We start from the raw sequence: 21,222 nt of genomic DNA on the forward strand, positions 1-21,222 counted from the left end.
CCCGGCCCCGCCACCACGGCCCCGGTCCGGCCGTGCGGGCGTACGGGGGAAGGGGTCCGCCGGGTGGTGTGTGACGGCTCTCACTGCGCCCGGCGGCGCGCGGGTCCCCTACAGGCGTTCGATGATCGTGACGTTGGCCTGGCCGCCGCCCTCGCACATGGTCTGCAGGCCGTAGCGGCCGCCGGTCCGTTCCAGTTCGTGCAGCAGCGTGGTCATCAGCTTGGCGCCGGTGGCCCCCAGCGGGTGTCCGAGCGCGATGGCGCCGCCGTTGACGTTGACCCGGTCGGGGTCCGCGCCGGTCTCCTTCAGCCAGGCCAGGACCACCGGCGCGAACGCCTCGTTGATCTCGACGAGGTCGATGTCGTCGATCGTCATGCCGGCCTTCTTCAGGGCGTACGCCGTCGCGGGGATCGGCGCGGACAGCATCCGGATGGGGTCCTCGCCCCGTACCGACAGGTGGTGGATGCGGGCCCGGGGCGTCAGTCCGTGTTCGCGCACCGCCCGCTCGGAGGCCAGGAGGATCGCCGCCGCGCCGTCGGAGACCTGTGAGGAGACGGCCGCGGTGATCGTGCCGCCCTCCATCACCGGCCGCAGGGCGGCCATCTTCTCCAGGGAGGTGTCCCGGCGCGGGCCCTCGTCGGCGCGGACCTCGCCGTGGGCGACGGTCTCCCGCTCGAAGCGGCCCTCGTCGAGGGCGCGGACGGCCCGCTGGTGGGAGCGCAGGGCGAAGTGCTCCATGTCCTCGCGGCTGATGCCCCACTTCCCGGCGATCAGCTGCGCGCCGTGGAACTGGTTGACGGGTGCGTCGCCGTACCGGGCCCGCCAGCCCTCGGAGCCGGTGTAGGGGCCGCCGGTCAGGCCCAGCGGCTCCGCGGCCTGCCGGGAGGCGAAGGCGATCGGGATCATCGACATGTTCTGGGTGCCGCCCGCGACGACCAGGTCCTGGGTGCCCGACAGCACGCCCTGCGCGGCGAAGTGGACCGCCTGCTGCGAGGAGCCGCACTGCCGGTCGATGGTGACGCCCGGCACCTCCTCGGGGAGTCCCGCCGCCAGCCAGGCCGTCCGTGCGATGTCGCCCGCCTGCGGGCCCACGGTGTCGACGCAGCCGAGGACCACGTCCTCGACGGCGGCCGGGTCCACGCCCGAGCGTTCCACCAGGGCCCGCAGCACGTGTGCGCCGAGGTCGGCCGGGTGGACGGCGGCCAGGCCGCCCTGGCGCCGGCCGACGGGGGTTCGGACCGCTTCGACGATGTAGGCCTCGGGCATCGGAACACTCCTTGAGTCAGGTGGTGCTGCGTACGGCGATGCCGTCCAGCACCATCGACAGGTACTGGCGGGCGATCTCCTCGGGGCTGTGCTGTCCGCCGGGCCGGTACCAGGACGCGGCGACCCAGACGGTGTCGCGCACGAAGCGGTAGGTCAGGCGGATGTCCAGGTCGGCGCGGAAGACCTGGGCGGCGACCCCCCGCTCCAGCGTTCCCAGCCAGGCCTTCTCGAACTTCACCTGCGAGTCGGACAGGTAGTGGAAGCGGGGCTGCGCGGCCAGGTGCCGGGCCTCCTTCTGGTAGATCGCGACGGCGGCGCGGTGCCGGTCGATCTCCCGGAAGGACTCGGTGACGAGGGCCTCGATGGTCTCCCGGGGGCCGAGTCCGGCGGCGAGTACGGCGTCGTAGCCGTCCCACAGCTCGCCCAGGAAGGTGGAGAGGATCTCGTCGAGCATCGATTCCTTGGAATCGAAGTGGTAGTAGAGGCTGCCGGCGAGCATGCCGGCGGCGTCGGCGATCTTGCGCACGGTGGTGGCGTTGTAGCCCTGGGCGGCGAACACCTCGGCGGCGGTGCCGAGGAGTTCGCGCCGGCGCTCCGGGGAGGGCGTCACCTGGGATTTCTTCTTGTTCGTTGGCACGCGTCCATTCTCGGCCTAGGCGCGCTGGCTGCTGACCGACACGGTCTCGCCCGTCATGTACGAGGCGTAGCCGCTGGTCAGGAACACGATGACGTTGGCGACCTCCCACGGCTGCGCGTACCGCCCGAAGGCCTCGCGTTCGGTCAGGTCCGCGAGCAGTTCGGCGGAGGTGACCTTCACCAGGTGCGGGTGCATGGCCAGGCTGGGGGCCACGGCGTTGACGCGTACGCCGAACTCGGCGGCCTCCAGGGCCGCGCAGCGGGTCAGGGCCATCACCCCGGCCTTGGCGGCGGCGTAGTGGGCCTGGCCGGCCTGGGCGCGCCAGCCGACCACGGAGGCGTTGTTGACGACGACTCCGCCGGAGCCGGTGGCCCGCATGGCGCGCAGGGCGGCGCGGGTGCAGCGGAAGGTGCCGTTCAAGGTGACGTCGAGCACCTTGGACCACTGGTCGTCGGTCATGTCGACCAGGTGCGCGGTGCCGCCCAGGCCCGCGTTGTTGACGACGGCGTCGAGGCGTCCGTGGACCTCCTCGGCGTACGCGAACAGGGCCTGGACCTGGGTCTCGTCGGTGACGTCGCAGGGCAGGGAGGTGACGGCGTCCGGCCCGAACTCGGCGGCGAGCACGGCCTCGGTCTCCTTCAGCCGGCGTGCGTGGGCGTCGCTGACGACGACCCTGGCGCCCTCCTCCAGGAAGCGGCGGGCGGTGGCCCCGCCGATGCCGGCCCCGGCGGCGGCGGTGATGACGGCGGTGCGGCCGCGCAGCAGCCCGTGGCCGGGGACGTACCGGGGCGCGTGTGCGTGCTCCTCGACTCCGCTCATGACCGTACGTTAACCTACCAAACACTTGTTAGGGAAGCGTGGAAGGACGGCGATGGACCTCACGCACACCCCGGAGACGGACGCCTTCCGGGCCGAGGCGCGGGCCTGGCTGCGCGCGCACGTGCCCGGCCGGCCCCTGCCCTCCCTGGAGACCGGCGAGGGCTTCGCCGCGCACCGCGCGTGGGAGGCCGAGCTGGCCGCGGACCGCTGGTCGGTGGTCTCGTGGCCCGAGCGGTACGGCGGCCGGGGCGTGGACATCGTCCGGTGGCTGGTCTTCGAGGAGGAGTACTACGCGGCGGGCGCCCCCGGCCGGGTCGCGCAGAACGGCATCAACCTGCTCGCCCCCACCCTCTTCGACCACGCCACCGAGGAGCAGCGGGCCCGGATCCTGCCGCCGATGGCGCGCGGCGAGGTGATCTGGGCCCAGGCCTGGTCGGAGCCGGAGGCCGGCTCGGACCTGGCCTCCTTGCGCTCGCGGGCGGTGCGCACGGACGGCGGCTGGCTGCTGTCGGGGCAGAAGACCTGGTCCTCGCGCGCCGCGTTCGCCGACCGCGCCTTCGGCGTCTTCCGCAGCGATCCGGACGCGCCCCGGCCGCACCAGGGCCTGACGTACCTGATGTTCGACCTGCGAGCGCCGGGGGTGACGGTACGGCCCATCGGGCGCCTGGACGGCAAGCCGGCCTTCGCCGAGCTGTTCCTGGACGGGGTCTTCGTGCCCGACGAGGACGTGATCGGCGAACCCGGGCAGGGCTGGCGGATCGCGATGTCGGCCACCGGCAACGAGCGGGGGCTGACGCTGCGTTCCCCGGGGCGGTTCCTGGCGGCGGCGGACCGGCTGGTCGGGCTGTGGCGGCAGGCCGGCGATCCGGCGGACACCGCGCTGCGCGACCGGGTCGCGGACGCGGTGGTGGGGGCGCGCGCGTACGAGCTGTTCACGTGGGCGTGCGCGTCGCGGTTCGCGGCGGGCGGGGCGATCGGCGCCGAGTCCAGCCTGAACAAGGTGTTCTGGTCGGAGTACGACATCGCGCTGCACGAGACGGCGCTGGACCTGCTGGGCGCGGACGGCGAGCTCGCCGACACCGCGTGGGCGGAGCCGTACCTCTTCTCGCTGGCGGGCCCGATCTACGCCGGCACGAACGAGATCCAGCGCGACATCATCGCCGAGCGGCTGCTCGGCCTCCCGAAGGGCCGCCGCTGATGCGCTTCCTGCTGACCGACGAGCAGTCGGACCTCGCCCGCACGCTGGCCGCGCTGCTGGCCGCCTCGGACGTGCCGTCGGTGGTGCGGGCCTGGTCGGCCGGGGCGCACGGGCCGGGCCGGGCGCTGTGGGCGCGGCTGGCGGAGTGCGGGCTGTTCGCGCTGGCCGTGCCGGAGGAGCACGAGGGGCTGGGACCGCTGCCGGTGGAACTGGCGGTGGCGTTCGTGGAGCTGGGGCGGTACGGGGTGCCGGGTCCGCTGGTGGAGACGGTGGCCGCGGCCGCGCTGCTGCCGGGCAAGGACCTGCCGGCGCTGGCGGCGGGCGAGTGCCTGGCCACGCTGACGCTGCCGGGCGCCGGCCCGTACGCGCTGGACGCGGACGCGGCCACGGTGGTCCTGACGCTGTCGGCGGACGGCGGGCTGTACGCGTCCCCCGGCCACCGGCCCGTGCGCGCCTCGTCGGACCCGGCCCGCCGGCTGGCCGAGCCGCTGCCCGGCGGGGACCTGCTGGCGGCCGGGGTACCGGCGGAGCCCGCGCTGGCCTGGGCCCGGCTGCTGACGGCGGCGCAGGCGCTGGGGGTGGGCGAGGCGCTGCTGGAGCGGACGGTGGCGTACGTCAGGCAGCGCACCCAGTTCCGGACGCCCATCGGCGCGTTCCAGGCCGTCAAGCACCGGCTGGCGGACACCCTGCTGGCGCTGGAGTTCGCGCGGCCGCTGGTCCTGGGCGCGGCGCTGACGATGGCGGCGGGCGATGTCGCGGCGGCGAAGCTGGCGGCGGGCGAGGCGGCGTACCGGGCGGCCCGTACGGCGCTGCAGCTGCACGGCGCCGTCGGCTACACGCAGGAGCTGGACCTGTCGCTGTGGCTGCGCAAGGCCCGGCCGCTGCGCGACGCGTGGGGGACGCCGGCGCAGTGCCGGGCGGCGGTGCTGGCGGCGTACGGAAGCTGAGCGCTCAGGGCAGGACGGCGACGCTGAGGGTGACGACGTAGGCCTCCTCGACCGTCCCGCCGGGGAACCGCGTCCGCAGCCGGGCCCGTTCCGCGTCGAGGAAGGGCCGGGTGGCGGCCTCGCCGAGCACGAGGAAGGCGGAGTGGCTGGCGAGGTTGGCCAGGTGCGCGTCGAGGGGGAGACGCCGGGTCCAGGCCATGCGCCGGGTGGTGAAGGCCGGCCCCTCGGGCAGCGCGCGGGAGGTGGCGGCGACGGTGACCCGGAAGAACTCCCGCAGCCGTTCCTCCTGTTCGGCGATCCAGGGCACCTCGGTGTCCGTGTCGTTCCACCACAGGGCCAGGGCCCCGCCGGGCCGCAGCACCCGCCGGGCCTCCGGGAGCGAGCGCTGCGGGTCGGTCCAGTGCCAGGCCTGGGCGTACGTGAGCAGGTCGAAGGCGCCGGAGGCCAGCGGCAGCCGGTCGCCGTCCCCGCGCACGAGCGGCACGGCCGGGAGGGTACGGCGCAGCTCGGCGGCCATGCCGTCGCCGGGCTCGACCGCCAGCACGCGCGCGCCGCGGGCGTGCAGCAGCGCGGTGGCGATCCCGGTGCCGGCCCCGACGTCGGCGACCCGGGCCCCGGCGAGCGGCCGGCCGGTGAGCTCCTCCAGGGCGTCGAACAGCGCGCCGGGGTAGGAGGGGCGGTGGGCGCCGTAGAGCGCGGCGGCGGCGTCGAAGGACCGGGCACGGGCGGGGGACGCGGTCATCCGGCGGACTCCTGGACGGCGGGGCGGAAGGTGTGCACGACCTCGATGCGGCCCACGATGTGCGCGTTGAACTCGTCGAGCTCCTCCGCCGGCACCCACAGCTCCAGGATCGTCTCCCCGCCCGCCTGCCGGACGGGGTACCGGGCCAGGAACGCGGTGTCGACCTCGAAGCGGGTCACGAAGCCGGCGCCGTCGTGCCGGACGTTCCAGTCGCGGGCGATACGGATCGCGTAGTCCTCGTTGAGCACGGGGTAGAAGATCGGCTGCTCGGGCAGGCGCGGCGGCCAGCCCCGCCAGTCGAGCGCACGGACCAGGTCCAGCTCGACCGGACCGGTGGGCCGCCAGAGGGTGGTCGTGGCCGTGGTCGTGGTCATGACCACGACCCTATGCGGCGGCAGGAACCCGGTGCGAGCGCTTTCCCGGGCCCCGGGCCGGTCAAGGGGCGGCGGGAAGCCGCCCCCCGTGCGGCTGGACGAGTTCCGTCGACTCGAGCTGGTGCGGCATGTTCCAGCCCTCGGCGAGTCTCGACGGGTGAACGTTGTGTCCACCGCCGAAGAACTCGCAGAACTTCATGATCAGCGGGTCCCAGCCGAGCGGGTCCACGTACGGGGTTCCGGGGATGACCAGGTCCTCCTCGACATGGGCGCGAAGGACCTCCACCTCGAAGGCGGTGGCGTGCGACGCGGGACCGCCGAAGGGATGGGCCGAGACGACCCTGCACTCCAGCTGGACCGGACACTCCGCGACCCTGGGCGCCCGGACCAGGTCCGATGCCTGCTCGGTCAGCCGTGCGGCCGAGAACTTGTCCGGCTCGTACCGGTAGCCCTGCCGGACCTTGTGGTCCGGCATGGCCGGCTTCCCTGTGGTGAGCGCGATCCGGTCGACGGCATCGACCATCGCCGACGAGGGCAGGTTGAGCACGCACTCGCCCTCCCGCAGCAGGTTCGCGGTGGTCTGGGCGTTGTTGCCGAGACCGAGCATGCAGGACTGGTCCAGCCACCACGCCGAGGACATCGGCGCGAGATTCGCCGTACCGTCCTCGTTGAGTGAGCTGATCAGCACCACCGGAGTTCCGAAGTACAGGACCTTGAGCCCGGGGACGAGGTGCATGGCTGTGCCTTTCGCGGAGTGCCGGACGGACAGGCCCGCGACCAGGAACACGAGCCTTCGCCGACTCTCTCGTGAGCGGGACCACCGACGCTGGCGGTAATGCGACACCGCGTTTGCGGACGAGGAGAGCGGTCGTCCGACGGCTGAACCGACCCGGCGTCGATGACCGGGACACCTTCCTAGGCGGCGGTCATCCCGCCGTCGACGGCGAACTCGGCGCCGGTGACGTACGAGGAGGCGTCCGAGCACAGGAACAGCACCAGCGCCCCGACCTCCTCGGGGCGGCCCATCCGGCCCAGCGGCAGGTGCGACCAGTCCCGGCCGGTCACCGCGTCCGCCACCATCGGGGTGTCGATCGCCCCCGGGTGCACGGAGTTGACGCGGATCCGGTCGGGCGCCAGGTCCATCGCGGCGGACCGGGTCAGCCCGCGCAGCCCGGCCTTGGCCGAGCCGTACGCCGCGTGGCCGGCGATGCCCACCAGCCCGGCCGTGGAGGAGATGTTGACGACGGAACCGCCGCCCGCGGCGCGCAGCGCCGGGGCCGCCGCCCGGATCCCGAGGAACGGCCCGAGCAGGTTGACCCGCAGCAGTTCCTCGAAGCCCTCCGGGGACTGCTCCTCGACGTGGGCCGTGCGCCAGATCGCGGCGTTGTTGACGAGCGCCGAGAGCGTCCCGAACGCGCCGACGGCGGCCTCCACGGCCGCCGTCCAGCTCGTCTCCGAGGTCACGTCGTGCCGTACGAACAGGCCCTGGTCCCCCAGTCCGTCGGCGACGGCCCGCCCCTCCTCCTCACGTACGTCGGTCACGACCACCCGCGCGCCGGCCTCGGCGCACAGCCGCGCCTCCGCGGCGCCCTGCCCGCGGCCCGCACCCGTGATGAGCACGACCTTCCCCGCCAGAGATCCCACCGCCACCGCCCGGCCTCCCGCCGCCCACCCCTGTCTGATGATCCGTCAGTATGCCGGGGAAGGCGGGGCGGGAACAGGGCAGGAGCCGGCGTCACTTGCACTTGAGCGTGAATACCATGCGGTCCGAGGCACCGCCTGCGGAAACGAAGACGTTCACCTTGGGGGCCGGGTCGGTGGCCGCCGCGCGCGGGGCGGACTTCGCGATGAACGCCGCGCTCTCGGTAGCGGGAGCGGTGAACTTCAGCACGGGGTTCGTCGACTTGTTGTCGGACCCCCACAGGAGCTTGACGTCCCCGGTGCCCGTTCCGGTGAGCGTGGCCTTGAACGTGACGTTCTGCGCCACGGAGCAGTCGACTTCCGCGGGGGTGGTCGACGCGCTCGTGATCTCGGCCTCCGAGATGTGGACGGGTGTCACCCGGGGCGGCTTGGCGCAGTTGATCGACATCTGGTTCCGGTTGTTCTGGCCGCCGAACCGCACGCTGTACGAGCCCTTCTTGACGTCCTGCTCGGTGAAGGAGCCCGCCTGGTCGACCTTGGTGTTGATCCTCTCCGCACCCCTGATCTGTACGTTCTGCCCCGCCCTGAACCCGGTGAGGATGATGTCGTACTCGGCGGCGGTCGACCCGTTCTCCAGCTTGCACGTCGGAGCCAGCGGGGCCGCGGCGGGTGCGCCGGGGGCCCGTTCCACCGGGGCGGCCTGGGCCAGGGCCGGGGGCAGGGCCACCGAGGTGACCACGAGGGGGGTGAGGAGTGCGTAGCGAACGTGCCGGTTCATGCGTTTCCCTCCTTGCCGGGAAAGCACTGACGTGGATACGGACGAAAGGATCCCGGTGGCGGTGGAGCACGCGGGTCGGGCACACCTTGGCCCGCGGGCGCCGCGGCGGGTGCAGGACCGGCGGCCCGGCGCATCAGGGACGGCGCCGCGCCATGGATGTCCTGTTTCAGGCTAGCGCCGTGGGCGGGCCGGGGCACGCCGAACCGGTCCCGGCGGCCCGCCGCAGGCCGTAACCTCTCGCCCATGACGGCCAGCGCGATGAGCCTCCGCACGATCGAAGCGACCGCTCCGGCGCTCGTGAACCTGTACAAGAGCGCCGGGGTGTCCTTGCGCAAGCACGGCCTGGACGGCCTGCGGGCCGCGGTGTACCTGGTGCTGGACTATTCCGGTTCCATGCGGCCGTACTACGACGACGGCAGCGTGCAGGCTTTCGCCGACCAGGTGCTGGGGCTGTCCGCGCACCTCGACGACAACGGGCGGGTGCCGGTGGTGTTCTTCTCCACGGACGTCGACGCGATGACCGAGATACCGCTGGACGGGCACGCGGGCCGGATCGCGAAGATCGTGGCGGGCCTCGGCCACATGGGCAGGACCTCGTACCACGCGGCGATGGACGCGGTGATCGACCATCACCTGGACTCGGGGGCCACCGAGCCGGCCCTGGTCGTGTTCCAGACCGACGGCGGGCCCGTCAGCAGGCCGGCCGCCGAGCGGTGGCTGTGCAAGTCGGCGCGGCTGCCGCTGTTCTGGCAGTTCGTCGGGTTCGGCCACACGCGCAGCACGCAGTTCGACTTCCTGCGCCGCCTCGACGAACTGCCCGTGCCGGACCGGCGCCCGGTGGACAACGCCGGCTACTTCCACGCCGGCGCGGACCCGCGGCGGGTGCCGGACGCGCAGCTGTACGACCGGCTGGTCGGCGAGTTCCCGGCGTGGCTGGCCTCGGCGCGCCGCCTGGGAATCGTTCGACCCCGGGCGGCCGACGCGCTTTGATGACGGCATGACGACCAACAATTGGGCGGCGTTCGAGGCCGCCGAGCCGGAGTTCGCCAGGAGCGTCCAGGACCGCTTCGGGCAGTTCAAGCACCACGTGCTGGCCACCCTGCGCAAGGACGGCTCCCCCCGCCTGAGCGGCCTGAACGTCGACATCCGCGGCGGGGAGCTGTGGCTGGGGATGATGCCGGGTTCCTGGAAGGCCAGGGACCTGCAACGCGACCCGCGCTTCGCGCTGCACGCGAACCCGGGCGAGGGCGAGACGATGCCGTACGGGGACGTACGCCTCTCGGGGCGGGCGGTGGAGATCCTGGAGCAGCCCGAACTGCACCGCTACGCGGAGGAGACCGACTCCCCGCACCCCTTCCACCTGTTCCGCACGGAACTGACGGAGGTGGTCCACCTGGCCATCGACGGCGAGGACCTGGTGATCCGCACCTGGACCCCGTCCCACGGCCTGCGCACCCTCCGCCGCGGCAACGACGACGAACCACCCCGGGAGTCCTGAACGCCCGCCGCCCCGCCCGGGGCATGACGGGCGGGGCGGCGGGCGCATAGCGTGGCAGCGGCGGTGGCGTGGCCGGGCGTACGGGAGGACGGCATGAGCGGCATGAGCGGCAGCGGATGGACCAGCACGTCGATGCCCTACCTGACGCCGCGCGCGGCCGGGGCGCCGGACGCCTGGAGCGAGGAGGCGGGGGCGGCGGGGCGCCGGGGCGGGCAGCGGATCGTGCGCGCCGGGGAGACGTCCGCGTCCGCCGAGGTCGCCGCCATGCTGGCCGGCCACGCGGGCGAGACCGTCGTGGTCCGCCGCCGGATCATCGAACTCGACGGCGAACCGTGCGAGTTGACGGACACGTACTACCCGGCCCGCATCGCGTCCGGCACCCCGCTCGCGGGCACGGCCAGGATCCGCGGCGGTGCGGTCACCCTGCTGGCGTCCCTCGGGCACGTCGGCGTACGGGTCGTCGAGGACGTCACGGCCCGGATGCCGTCCGCCGAGGAGCGCGAACAGCTGGCGCTGGGCCCGGACGAGCCGGTGCTGCGGATCGCCCGCGTCACGTACGACGCGGCGGACGCGCCCCTCCAGGCGGACCTGATGGTCATGCCCGCCACCCGCCAGCGGCTGCGCTACGAGATCCGGCTCGCGTGACACGCCACGGCGCCCGTCATCCCTGGTCGGGGACATGACGGGCGCCGTGTCGGAGTGCCGCACACCGTTGTACGGACCGCATGAGGGGTCCCGGCCACGCGGGGCCGGGGGTACTGCTCGCTCCCGGCCGCAGGCCAGACGTACTGCTCGATTCCCGGCCACGCGGGGCCGGGGGTACTGCTCGCCCCCGGCCGAGCGGGGCCGGAGGTACCACGAGACCGCAACCCCGCACCGACGGCCGGAGGCCGGCGCAGCCGGGCGAAGCCCGGGAGGCCGCCTGCGGCCGAGCGGTGCGAGCCCGGCGTCCCAGGGTGGTGCGGTCAGACCATCAGGGAGCGGTCCGTCGGCTTGACCGGGTACGGGAGGGTGCTCGTGCCCGTCAGGTAGCGGTCCACGCCGCGGGCCGCCGAGCGGCCCTCGGCGATCGCCCACACGATCAGCGACTGGCCGCGGCCCGCGTCACCGGCCACGAAGACGCCGTCGACGTTGGTCGCGTACGACGCGTCGCGGGCGACGTTGCCCCGCTCGTCGAGGTCCAGGCCGAACTGGTCCACCAGGCCGTTGGCCTGGTCGGTGCCCGTGAAGCCCATCGCCAGGGTGACCAGCTGGGCCGGGATGGAGCGCTCCGTGCCCTCCTTCTGGACCAGCTTGCCGTCCACGAACTCGACCTCGACCAGGTGGAGGGACTGCACGTTGCCGTCCTCGTCGCCCTCGAAGTGGGTCGTGGAGACGGAGTAGACCCGCTCGCCGCCCTCCTCGTGGGCCGAGGTGACCTTGTACAGCATCGGGAACGTCGGCCAGGGCTGGTTCGCCGTACGGTCCTCGGACGGCCTCGGCATGATCTCCAGCTGGGTGACCGACGCCGCGCCCTGGCGGTGGGCGGTGCCCACGCAGTCCGCGCCGGTGTCGCCGCCGCCGATGACGACCACGTGCTTGCCCTCGGCCGTGATCGGCGGGGCCATGAAGTCGCCCTCCTGGACCTTGTTCGCGAGGGGGAGGTATTCCATCGCGAAGTGGATCCCGCGCAGGTCGCGCCCGGGGACCGGCAGGTCCCGGGAGACCGTGGCGCCCGCCGCGACGACCACCGCGTCGAACCGCTTGCGCAGGTCGGTCGCCGTCAGGTCGCGGCCGATCTCGATGCCGGTGCGGAACTTCGTACCCTCCGCGCGCATCTGCTCGATGCGGCGGTTGATGTGCACCTTCTCCATCTTGAACTCGGGGATGCCGTAGCGCAGCAGGCCGCCGATGCGGTCCGCGCGCTCGTACACGACCACGGTGTGGCCGGCCCGGGTCAGCTGCTGGGCGGCGGCCAGGCCCGCCGGGCCGGAGCCGATGACGGCGGCCGTCTTGCCGGACAGCCGCTCGGGCGGCTGCGGGGTGACGTTCCCGTTGTCCCACGCCTTGTCGATGATCGAGACTTCGACGTTCTTGATGGTGACGGCCGGCTGGTTGATGCCGAGCACGCACGCCGACTCGCACGGGGCCGGGCACAGCCGCCCGGTGAACTCCGGGAAGTTGTTCGTGGCGTGCAGGCGCTCGGACGCCGCGCCCCAGTCCTCGCGGTAGGCGTAGTCGTTCCACTCGGGGATCAGGTTCCCCAGCGGGCAGCCGTTGTGGCAGAACGGGATGCCGCAGTCCATGCAGCGGCCGGCCTGCTTGCTGATGATCGGCAGCAGGGAGCCGGGGACGTAGACCTCGTTCCAGTCCTTGAGGCGGTCCTCAACGGGACGGGAGCAGGCGGTCTGCCGGGGGGTGGTGAGGAAGCCCTTCGGGTCAGCCATGGGTCGCCGCCTCCATCATCTTCTCGGTGGTCTCGGACTCGGAGAGTCCGGCCCGCTCAGCGGCGTCCTTGGCGGCGAGCACTGCCTTGTACGTGGTCGGGATGATCTTGCTGAAGCGGGTCACCGCGGTGTCCCACTCCGCGAGGAGCTTGGCGGCGACCGTGGAGCCGGTCTCCTCCTCGTGGCGGCGCACCACGTCGTGCAGCCACCGCTGGTCCTCGTCCGACAGGGTCTCGACGGCCTCGAGGTTGCCGGAGTTGACGTTGTCGCGGTCGAGGTCGACGACGTACGCGACGCCGCCCGACATGCCGGCCGCGAAGTTGCGCCCGGTCTCGCCGAGGACGACCGCCGTGCCGCCGGTCATGTACTCGCAGCCGTGGTCGCCCACGCCCTCCGAGACCACGAGGGCGCCGGAGTTGCGGACGCAGAAGCGCTCGCCGGTGCGGCCGCGCAGGAACATCTCGCCGCCGGTCGCGCCGTAGCCGATGGTGTTGCCCGCGATGGTGGAGTACTCGGCCAGGTGGTCGGCGCCCCGGTCGGGGCGGACGATCACGCGGCCGCCGGAGAGGCCCTTGCCGACGTAGTCGTTGGCGTCGCCCTCCAGCCGCAGGGTGACACCGCTGGGCAGGAAGGCGCCGAAGGACTGGCCGGCGCTGCCGGTGAAGGTCAGGTCGATGGTGTCGGTGGGCAGGCCCGCGCCGCCGAACCGCTTGGTCACCTCGTGGCCGAGCATGGTGCCGACCGTCCGGTTGATGTTGCGGATCGCGACCTGGGCGCGGACCGGGACCGCCTCCTCGGCGCTCGCCGCGTCCAGCGCGTCGGCGGCGAGCTCGATCAGCTCGTTGTCGAGCGCCTTCTCCAGACCGTGGTCCTGGGCGACGACGGCGTGGCGCACCGCGCCCTCGGGCAGCTCGGGGACGTGGAAGAGCGGCTGGAGGTCCAGGCCCTGCGCCTTCCAGTGCGAGACGGCCCGCGCGGTGTCGAGCAGCTCGGCGTGGCCCACGGCCTCCTGGAGGGTACGGAAGCCCAGCTCGGCGAGGAGCTCGCGAACCTCTTCGGCGATGAACTCGAAGAAGTTGACGACGAACTCGGCCTTGCCGGAGAAGCGCTCGCGCAGCACCGGGTTCTGGGTGGCGATGCCGACCGGGCAGGTGTCCAGGTGGCAGACGCGCATCATGACGCAGCCGGAGACGACGAGCGGCGCGGTCGCGAAACCGAACTCCTCGGCGCCGAGCAGCGCGGCGATGACGACGTCGCGGCCGGTCTTGAGCTGGCCGTCGGTCTGCACGACGATCCGGTCGCGCAGGCCGTTGAGCAGCAGCGTCTGCTGGGTCTCGGCCAGGCCGAGCTCCCAGGGGCCGCCCGCGTGCTTGAGCGAGGTCAGCGGGGAGGCGCCGGTGCCGCCGTCGTGACCGGAGATGAGGACGACGTCCGCGTGCGCCTTGGACACGCCGGCCGCGACCGTGCCGACGCCGACCTCGGAGACCAGCTTCACGTGGATGCGGGCCGCCGGGTTGGCGTTCTTGAGGTCGTGGATGAGCTGGGCGAGGTCCTCGATGGAGTAGATGTCGTGGTGCGGCGGCGGGGAGATCAGGCCGACGCCCGGGGTGGAGTGCCGGGTCCTGGCGACCCACGGGTAGACCTTGTGGCCGGGCAGCTGGCCGCCCTCGCCGGGCTTGGCGCCCTGCGCCATCTTGATCTGGATGTCGTCCGCGTTGACCAGGTACTCGCTGGTGACGCCGAAGCGGCCGGAGGCGACCTGCTTGATCGACGAGCGGCGCGCCGGGTCGTACAGGCGCTCGGGGTCCTCGCCGCCCTCACCGGTGTTGGACTTGGCGCCCAGCTGGTTCATGGCGATGGCGAGGGTCTCGTGCGCCTCCTTGGAGATGGAGCCGTACGACATGGCGCCCGTGGAGAAGCGCTTGACGATCTCGCTGACCGGCTCGACCTCGTCGAGCGGGACCGGCGCGCGGTCGGCGGAGAAGCCGAACAGGCCGCGCAGGGTCATGAGGCGCTCGGACTGCTCGTTCACCCGGTCGGTGTACTTCTTGAAGATGTCGTACCGGCGGTTGCGGGTGGCGTGCTGGAGGCGGAAGACCGTCTCCGGGTCGAACAGGTGCGGCTCGCCCTCGCGGCGCCACTGGTACTCGCCGCCGATCTCCAGCGCGCGGTGCGCCGGGGCGATCCCGGAGGCCGGGTAGGCCTTGGCGTGGCGGGCGGCCACCTCCTTGGCGATGACCTCCAGGCCCGCGCCGCCGATCTTGGTGGCGGTGCCGTTGAAGTACGTCGCGACGAACGCGTCGTCCAGGCCGACGGCCTCGAAGACCTGGGCGCCGCGGTAGGAGGCCACGGTGGAGATGCCCATCTTGGACATGACCTTCAGGACGCCCTTGCCGAGGGCGCAGATGAGGTTGCGGATGGCCTTCTCGGGCTCGATGCCCTCGATGAACGTGCCCGCGCGCAGCAGGTCCTCGACCGACTCCATGGCCAGGTACGGGTTGACCGCGGCCGCGCCGTAGCCGATGAGCAGCGCGACGTGGTGCACCTCGCGGACGTCGCCGGCCTCGACGAGCAGGCCCACCTGGGTGCGCTGCTTGGTGGCGATGAGGTGGTGGTGTACGGCGGAGGTGAGCAGCAGCGAGGGGATCGGCGCGTGCTCGGCGTCCGAGTGGCGGTCGGAGAGGACGATCAGGCGGGCGCCGCTCTCGATGGCCGCGTCGGCCTCGGCGCGGATCTCCTCGATGCGGGCGGCGAGCGCCTGGGCGCCGCCGGAGACCCGGTACAGGCCCGAGAGGGTGGCGGCCTTCATGCCCGGCATGTCGCCGTCGGCGTTGATGTGGATGAGCTTGGCCAGCTCGTCGTTGTCGATCACCGGGAAGGGCAGGGTGACGCTGCGGCAGGAGGCGGAGGTCGGCTCCAGCAGGTTGCCCTCGGGGCCCAGCGAGGACAGCAGCGAGGTGACGAGCTCCTCGCGGATGGCGTCCAGCGGCGGGTTGGTGACCTGCGCGAACAGCTGGGTGAAGTAGTCGAACAGCAGCCGCGGGCGCTCGGAGAGGGCCGCGATGGGCGAGTCGGTGCCCATGGAGCCGAGCGGCTCGCCGCCGGTACGGGCCATCGGCGCGAGGATGACGCGCAGCTCTTCCTCGGTGTAGCCGAAGGTCTGCTGGCGGCGGGTGACCGAGGCGTGGGTGTGCACGATGTGCTCGCGCTCGGGCAGGTCGGTGAGCTCGATCTCGCCGGTCTCGAGCCATTCGGCGTACGGCGCGGCGGCCGCGAGCCCGGCCTTGATCTCGTCGTCCTCGATGATCCGCTGCTGGGCGGTGTCGACGAGGAACATCTTGCCGGGCTGCAGGCGGCCCTTGCGGACGACCTTGGCCGGGTCGATGTCGAGGACACCGACCTCGGAGCCGAGGACGACGAGGCCGTCGTCGGTGACCCAGTAGCGGCCGGGGCGCAGACCGTTGCGGTCGAGGACCGCGCCGACCTGGACGCCGTCGGTGAAGGTGACGCAGGCCGGGCCGTCCCAGGGCTCCATCAGGGTGGAGTGGTACTGGTAGAAGGCGCGGCGGGCCGGGTCCATGGAGGTGTGGTTCTCCCACGCCTCGGGGATCATCATCAGCACGCTGTGCGGCAGCGACCGGCCGCCGAGGTGCAGGAGCTCCAGGACCTCGTCGAAGGAGGCCGAGTCGGAGGCGTCCGGCGTGCAGATCGGGAAGATCCGCTCCAGGGAGCCCTCGCCGAAGACCTCCGAGGCCAGCTGGGACTCGCGGGCGCGCATCCAGTTGCGGTTGCCCTTGACCGTGTTGATCTCGCCGTTGTGCGCGACGAAGCGGTACGGGTGGGCGAGCGGCCAGCTGGGGAAGGTGTTGGTGGAGAAGCGCGAGTGGACCAGGGCGACGGCCGAGGCGAAGCGGCGGTCGGAGAGGTCCGGGAAGAAGGGCTCCAGCTGGCCGGTGGTCAGCATGCCCTTGTAGACGATGGTGCGGGCGGAGAGCGAGGGGAAGTAGACGCCCGCCTCGCGCTCGGCGCGCTTGCGCAGGACGAAGGCCTTGCGGTCCAGCTCGATGCCGGCGGCGCCGGGCGCGGAGACGAACAGCTGGGAGAAGGCCGGCATGGTGGCGCGGGCGCCGTTGCCGAGCAGCTCGGGGGTGACCGGGACCTCGCGCCAGCCGAGGACCGTCAGGTTCTCCTCGGCGGCGATGGCCTCGATCCGCTCCACGGCGACGGCCTGTGCGGTGCCGTCGGTGGCGGGCGGGAGGAAGGCGATGCCGACGGCGTACGCGCCGGCCTCGGGGAGCTCGAACCCGGCGACCTCGCGCAGGAAGGCGTCCGGGACCTGGGAGAGGATGCCGGCGCCGTCGCCCGAGTCCGGCTCGGATCCGGTGGCGCCGCGGTGCTCGAGGTTCCGCAGGACGGTCAGGGCCTGCTCGACGAGGGTGTGGCTGGCCTCGCCGGTGAGGTTGGCCACGAAACCGACGCCACAGGCGTCCTTCTCGTTGCGCGGGTCGTACATGCCCTGCGGGGCGGGGCGACCGTCCAAGGGCGACCAGGCGGTGTTGCTGAGGCCGGTCGCGGAGTGCGTGGATGCGGAACGCATCGGCTCTCCCGTCGTCGTCGTGGCAAAGGTGCGTGCCGAGGGACGACGTTGGCCCTCTGCTTGAAATTTCGTGCAGGTTACATGATGGCGGCAATCCCGGGAACCGGATACCGCATTCCAGCATGCGGACACCGCACGAGGCGGAAAGTGGGGACCTTCGCAGGTGGAGCACGGGACAAAGGCCCGTGGGGCACCGTAGGAGGCCCCGTCGCGAGGCAGGCTTCATTGCCCGCGCGCCTGGATCTCATGCCCGGCGGACACGGAATCGAAACCGCCGGGTAATGGACTACTTATGTGGGGTACCGCATAGTGTCTCACCCCTGTGCCGGTCAGCCTATGGCCGCACCGATCCAGCTGCCCAGGACGTACGTCACACCGGCGGCCGCGCCGCCCAGCAGCAGCTGCCGTACGCCGCTGTACCACCAGGAGCGCGCGGTGACCCGCGAGACGACCGCGCCGCACAGGAACAGCCCGGCCAGCGCGAGGACGACGGCCGGCCACAGGGCGGTGGCGCCGAGCAGGTACGGCAGGACGGGCAGCAGCGCGCCCAGCGCGAAGGAGCCGAACGAGGACACGGCGGCGACCATCGGGGACGGCAGGTCGTCGGGGTCGATGCCGAGCTCCTCGCGGGCGTGGATCTCCAGCGCCTGCTCGGGGTCGCGGGAGAGCTGCATGGCGACCTCGCGGGCCAGCGGGGGCTCGACGCCGCGCGAGACGTACAGCTCGGCCAGCTCCTCCATCTCGTCGACGGGGTGCTTGCGCAACTGCTGCCGCTCTATGTCGAGTTCGGCGAGGACGAGCTCGCGCTGCGAGGCGACGGAGGTGTATTCGCCGGCCGCCATCGAGAAGGCGCCGGCCGCGAGACCCGCCAGCCCGGTGATCACGACGGTCTGCGGGGCGACGGCGCCGCCGGCCACGCCGGTCATCAGCGCGAGGTTGGAGACCAGTCCGTCCATGGCACCGAAGACGGCCGGACGCAGCCACCCGCCGTTGACATCACGGTGCGTGTGATTGTCACGGTGGGCCTCGTGCAGCGGCGCTTCGATGTCGATGATGGACATGCGTCTTTCCTCCCCATACGTACGAGCGGTCCCCGCGACGGGTCCCGCTCCCCCCTGAACACCTCGAAACTACGCACGATTTCTGCCGCCCGCCAGCAAGGTAGGCCGTACTTACCTGCGCTTTTGTGCTTCGGCGACCGGGTGACGGCGCCCCGCGCCGGGTGTTTCACACCGGGCGACAAACCCCACTCCATGGCACAAATCCCCCATGGGCTCACGATGGGTCCACCCACAGCAGGAGAGGCGCCGCCATGGAGCTGATTGCATGCAATCCGCAGGTCCTCCTCGAACGGGCCAGGGGCGCTCTTCTGGGCCTCGCGGTGGGTGACGCGCTGGGCGCCCCCGCGGAGAACATGAAGCCGTCGGAGATCCGCGCGCGGTGGGGCCGGATCGAGGGCTTCGTGACGGAGGACCCGGCGGGCACGGACGACACCGAGTACGCGATCTTCTCCGGCCTGCTGCTGGCCCGGCACGGCTCCGCGCTGACCGTCTCCCACGTCGAACGGGCCTGGCACCACTGGATCGCCGACCTGGACGAGGGCCCGTTCCGGGGGGCGGGTTTCTCCGAACGCGGCACTCTGGAGAACCTGCGCCGGGGCCTGGCCGCCCCCATCTCGGCCCAGCACCGCCACGCGTGGTCGGACGGGCTGGCCATGCGGGCGGCCCCCTTCGGCGTCTTCGCGGCGGGCCGGCCGGCCGAGGCCGCCCGCCTCGTCGCGATCGACGGCACGGTCAGCCACGACGGCGAGGGCATCTACGGCGGCCAGGCGGTCGCGGCGGGCGTGGCGGCGGCGATGGCCGGCGGCAGCCCGGCCTCGGTGATCTCCGCGGCCCTCTCGGTCATCCCGTCGGACTCGTGGACCGCCCGCTCCCTGCGCCGGGCGGTGACGGCCGCCCCGCGCGGCGAACGGGCGGTCCGCTCGGCGGTCGTGATCGGCGGCTACCCGTGGACGGACCTGGCCCCGGAGGCGGTGGGCCTGGCGTTCGGCGCGTTCGCGGCGGCGGCGGGCGACTTCGCCGCCTCGGTCCTCACCGCGGTCAACATGGGCCGCGACGCGGACACCACGGCGGCGGTGGCGGGCGCCCTGGCCGGCGCCCTCTCGGGCGCCGCCGCGATCCCCGCCGCCTGGTCCTCGGCGATCGGCCCGGTCCGCGGCAGCTGCCTGCCCGCGATGCGCGGCTACCACGTCCTGGACATCGCGGACCTCCTCACCCCGGAATACGAGGCCCCCCGATGACCGCCCCCACCCCCGGCCCCAGGCCCGTGGCGGGCCCTACGACCCCGCCGACCCGGCCGGGGACACCGGGTACGTCGGGTACGCGGGGCACGGCGGGTACGCCGAGCACGCCGGGCACGTCAGGTACGCCGGGCACGCCAAGCACGCCAGGCACGGCGGGTGCACCGGGCGCGTCGGGTACGCCGAGCCCGTCGGGTACGCGGGGCACGCCGGGCGCGTCGGGTACGCCGAGCGCGCCAGGCACGGCGGGCGCGTCGGCCCAGCCGGGTCGGCCGGGCGCGTCGGGCACGGCGGGTACACCGGGCGCTTCGGGCACGGCGGGTACACCGGGCGCGTCGAGCGCGACGGGAGCGTGGGGCACGACGGGCACGCCGAGCGCGACGGGCGCGTGGGGCACGACGAGCACGTGGGGCGCGACGGCCCCGCCAGGTACGCCGGGCACGCCGAGCGCGTCGGGTACACCGGGCACGCCAGGTGCACCGGGGGCGTCGGCCCCGCCGGGCGCACCGGCCCTGCCACCGGGGCTCAGGCCGGGCGCGTCGGCCGGCCTGCGGCCGGCCTTGACCGGTACGCCGGTCACGCCACCGGACCCGGCGCCCGTGGGCCAGGGCCCGGCGGGGCCCTGGTGGGCCGTCGTGGCGGACCGCGCCCCCGCTGGCGCCGCGCCGGCCACGGCCACGGCCACCACCGCGCCCCTCGCGCCCCTCGCGGGCGGACCGCCGTACCCCGGCGCGCCGGAGGCGGCCGCCCTGGGGTCGGCGGCCACCGCGTCGGTCGGCCTGCGGGTCGACGTACCGGTCGGCCTGCGGCGGGCCGGTGCCGTGCGGGCGGCCGGTCCCAGGGGAACGGCCGCCGTCGCGGCGTACCCCGCCGCGCCGCCCGGCCCGCGGCGGATCGAGGGGCTGCTGCTCGGGCTCGCCGCCGGGGACGCCGCCGGGTGGCCCGCCGCCCGGCACCGGGCCAGCCGGATGCCCGAGTGGACCCGTCGCCTCACCCGCGAGCTCGACACGTTCGCCGAGCAGAACGCCACCACCACCCTCCCCGTCCCCATCGCCCTCAACCAGCCCCCCGAGCCCCTGCGCCTGGGCCCCTCCGACGACGCCGAATGGGCCGCCTTCGCCGCCGAGTCCGTCCTGACCGCCGCCGGGGTCCTGCTCAGCGACCTCTCCCGGTCGCGCCGCATGCGCGCCGCCATCGACCTCGCCTGGAACGCCCTCGCCTCCGAGGTCGCCGCGGCCGCCGAACGCGCGCCCGAGGTCGAGTCCGCCGTCCTCCCCCTGCGCGCCCGGATCTCCGTACGGGCCGGCCTCGGCAACCTCGCCACCGGCCTGCGCCCGCCCGCCACCGGCCACGACAACCCCCACTACTTCGACGACGCCGCCTGCGTCCGCGCCGCCGTCCTGGCCGTCGTCCACCCCGGCGACCCCGAACACGCCGCCGAACTCGCCGAGTTCGACGCCCGCTACACCCAGGACGGCGACGGCGTCCACGGCGCCCGCGCGATGGCCGCCGCCATCGCCGCCGCTCTGGGCGGCGCGGACGTCGACACCGCCGTCGACGCCGCCCTCGCCCAGCTGCCCGGCGCCACCGAGATCGGCCGCAACGCCCGCCACGCCGTCGAACTGGCCCGCAGATCGCCCGCCGAGGGCGCGTTCGGCCTCGTCCCCACCCTCGAGCACGAGATCGTCGACCACGTCTACAGCTACGGCATCGCCGCCGCCGAGACCGTCCCCGTCGCCCTCGCCCTCGCAACCGCCGCCCGCGGCAAGGCCGTCGAGGCGGTCCCGGCCGCCGCCTGTCTGTCCCGCGTCGCGGACTCCGCCCCCGCCCTGGCCGGCGCGCTCACCGGCGCGCTCGGCGGCGGCGACTCCCTCCCCACCGCCTGGCGCGAGGCCTGCCGGACCCTCTCCGGCTGTGCCCTGCCCCGCCTCGCCGGCACCGACCTCGTCGAACTCGCCGGGCTCCTCGCTCGCACGGAACTCACCTCACCCAAGGGATGA

18 protein-coding genes are annotated in these 21,222 nt (G+C 73.5%); 7 read left to right on the forward strand and 11 right to left on the reverse strand.

The annotated features are described in order from the left end of the window. Positions 1–108: 108 nt before the first annotated feature. From ACZ6KO_RS09020 to ACZ6KO_RS09030, 3 genes are read right to left on the reverse strand one after another with little or no spacing between them, the layout of a single operon-like run. Complete coding sequence (locus ACZ6KO_RS09020; RefSeq protein ID WP_469302073.1) at positions 109–1,266, reverse strand: acetyl-CoA C-acetyltransferase; 1,158 nt, start codon at positions 1,264–1,266, stop codon at positions 109–111. 16 nt (positions 1,267–1,282) lie between these two features. Next, complete coding sequence (locus ACZ6KO_RS09025; protein ID WP_401447592.1) at positions 1,283–1,903, reverse strand: TetR/AcrR family transcriptional regulator; 621 nt, start codon at positions 1,901–1,903, stop codon at positions 1,283–1,285. Positions 1,904–1,918: 15 nt separating this feature from the next. After that, positions 1,919–2,722 (reverse strand): SDR family oxidoreductase, encoded by an 804-nt coding sequence (locus tag ACZ6KO_RS09030; RefSeq protein ID WP_469302076.1) that lies wholly within the window; start codon positions 2,720–2,722, stop codon positions 1,919–1,921. Between the two features lie 52 nt (positions 2,723–2,774). Between ACZ6KO_RS09030 and ACZ6KO_RS09035 the strand changes: the two genes are divergently transcribed. Beyond that, positions 2,775–3,920 carry an acyl-CoA dehydrogenase family protein gene (locus tag ACZ6KO_RS09035; RefSeq protein ID WP_469302078.1) on the forward strand — a complete coding sequence of 382 codons (1,146 nt, stop codon included), beginning with the start codon at positions 2,775–2,777 and terminating at the stop codon, positions 3,918–3,920. Continuing rightward, positions 3,920–4,867 carry an acyl-CoA dehydrogenase family protein gene (locus ACZ6KO_RS09040; RefSeq protein WP_469302080.1) on the forward strand — a complete coding sequence of 316 codons (948 nt, stop codon included), beginning with the start codon at positions 3,920–3,922 and terminating at the stop codon, positions 4,865–4,867. Before ACZ6KO_RS09035 ends, ACZ6KO_RS09040 begins: the two co-directional genes overlap by 1 nt. A gap of 4 nt (positions 4,868–4,871) precedes the next feature. Here ACZ6KO_RS09040 and ACZ6KO_RS09045 read toward each other — a convergent pair whose 3' ends face one another. The 5 genes from ACZ6KO_RS09045 to ACZ6KO_RS09065 all read right to left on the reverse strand — a co-directional run bounded on the left by ACZ6KO_RS09045 (position 4,872) and on the right by ACZ6KO_RS09065 (position 8,402). Beyond that, positions 4,872–5,609 (reverse strand): class I SAM-dependent methyltransferase, encoded by a 738-nt coding sequence (locus ACZ6KO_RS09045; RefSeq protein WP_469302084.1) that lies wholly within the window; start codon positions 5,607–5,609, stop codon positions 4,872–4,874. Next, positions 5,606–5,983 (reverse strand): hypothetical protein, encoded by a 378-nt coding sequence (locus ACZ6KO_RS09050; RefSeq protein ID WP_469302087.1) that lies wholly within the window; start codon positions 5,981–5,983, stop codon positions 5,606–5,608. The genes ACZ6KO_RS09045 and ACZ6KO_RS09050 overlap by 4 nt, the downstream gene beginning before the upstream one ends. 61 nt (positions 5,984–6,044) lie before the next feature. Next, positions 6,045–6,719 carry a flavin reductase family protein gene (locus ACZ6KO_RS09055; protein ID WP_469302089.1) on the reverse strand — a complete coding sequence of 225 codons (675 nt, stop codon included), beginning with the start codon at positions 6,717–6,719 and terminating at the stop codon, positions 6,045–6,047. Positions 6,720–6,898: 179 nt separating this feature from the next. Beyond that, the gene (locus ACZ6KO_RS09060) at positions 6,899–7,627 is read right to left on the reverse strand and encodes an SDR family NAD(P)-dependent oxidoreductase (protein ID WP_469303783.1); all 729 of its coding nucleotides are present in this window, start codon (positions 7,625–7,627) and stop codon (positions 6,899–6,901) included. Positions 7,628–7,718: 91 nt separating this feature from the next. Continuing rightward, positions 7,719–8,402 (reverse strand): hypothetical protein, encoded by a 684-nt coding sequence (locus ACZ6KO_RS09065; protein ID WP_469302091.1) that lies wholly within the window; start codon positions 8,400–8,402, stop codon positions 7,719–7,721. Between the two features lie 243 nt (positions 8,403–8,645). Between ACZ6KO_RS09065 and ACZ6KO_RS09070 the strand changes: the two genes are divergently transcribed. The 3 genes from ACZ6KO_RS09070 (at position 8,646) to ACZ6KO_RS09080 (ending at position 10,545) form a co-directional block, all read left to right on the forward strand. Then, positions 8,646–9,392 (forward strand): VWA domain-containing protein, encoded by a 747-nt coding sequence (locus tag ACZ6KO_RS09070; RefSeq protein ID WP_469302093.1) that lies wholly within the window; start codon positions 8,646–8,648, stop codon positions 9,390–9,392. 7 nt (positions 9,393–9,399) lie between these two features. After that, entirely contained in the window at positions 9,400–9,900 is a 501-nt protein-coding gene (locus tag ACZ6KO_RS09075; protein WP_401447618.1) for a pyridoxamine 5'-phosphate oxidase family protein, read from the forward strand. A 102-nt stretch (positions 9,901–10,002) separates the two neighbouring features. Continuing rightward, positions 10,003–10,545: a GntR family transcriptional regulator gene (locus tag ACZ6KO_RS09080; RefSeq protein ID WP_469303785.1), complete on the forward strand. Its 543-nt coding sequence runs from the start codon at positions 10,003–10,005 to the stop codon at positions 10,543–10,545. 320 nt (positions 10,546–10,865) lie between these two features. Here ACZ6KO_RS09080 and ACZ6KO_RS09085 read toward each other — a convergent pair whose 3' ends face one another. The 3 genes from ACZ6KO_RS09085 to ACZ6KO_RS09095 all read right to left on the reverse strand — a co-directional run bounded on the left by ACZ6KO_RS09085 (position 10,866) and on the right by ACZ6KO_RS09095 (position 17,984). After that, positions 10,866–12,326, reverse strand: coding sequence for a glutamate synthase subunit beta (locus ACZ6KO_RS09085; protein WP_469302096.1), 1,461 nt, complete (start codon positions 12,324–12,326; stop codon positions 10,866–10,868). After that, positions 12,319–16,923, reverse strand: a complete 4,605-nt coding sequence (gltB, locus tag ACZ6KO_RS09090) for a glutamate synthase large subunit (RefSeq protein ID WP_469302098.1) — start codon at positions 16,921–16,923, stop codon at positions 12,319–12,321. Before gltB ends, ACZ6KO_RS09085 begins: the two co-directional genes overlap by 8 nt. Positions 16,924–17,252: 329 nt before the next feature. Then, positions 17,253–17,984: a VIT1/CCC1 transporter family protein gene (locus ACZ6KO_RS09095; RefSeq protein WP_469302100.1), complete on the reverse strand. Its 732-nt coding sequence runs from the start codon at positions 17,982–17,984 to the stop codon at positions 17,253–17,255. A gap of 251 nt (positions 17,985–18,235) precedes the next feature. Between ACZ6KO_RS09095 and ACZ6KO_RS09100 the strand changes: the two genes are divergently transcribed. Together ACZ6KO_RS09100 and ACZ6KO_RS09105 are read left to right on the forward strand one after the other, a co-directional pair. Continuing rightward, entirely contained in the window at positions 18,236–19,222 is a 987-nt protein-coding gene (locus ACZ6KO_RS09100) for an ADP-ribosylglycohydrolase family protein (RefSeq protein ID WP_469302102.1), read from the forward strand. An 821-nt stretch (positions 19,223–20,043) separates the two neighbouring features. Next, on the forward strand, positions 20,044–21,222 hold the full coding sequence (locus ACZ6KO_RS09105) for an ADP-ribosylglycohydrolase family protein (RefSeq protein ID WP_469303788.1): 1,179 nt from the start codon (positions 20,044–20,046) through the stop codon (positions 21,220–21,222).

The organism is Streptomyces sp. NPDC042102 (assembly GCF_055582305.1).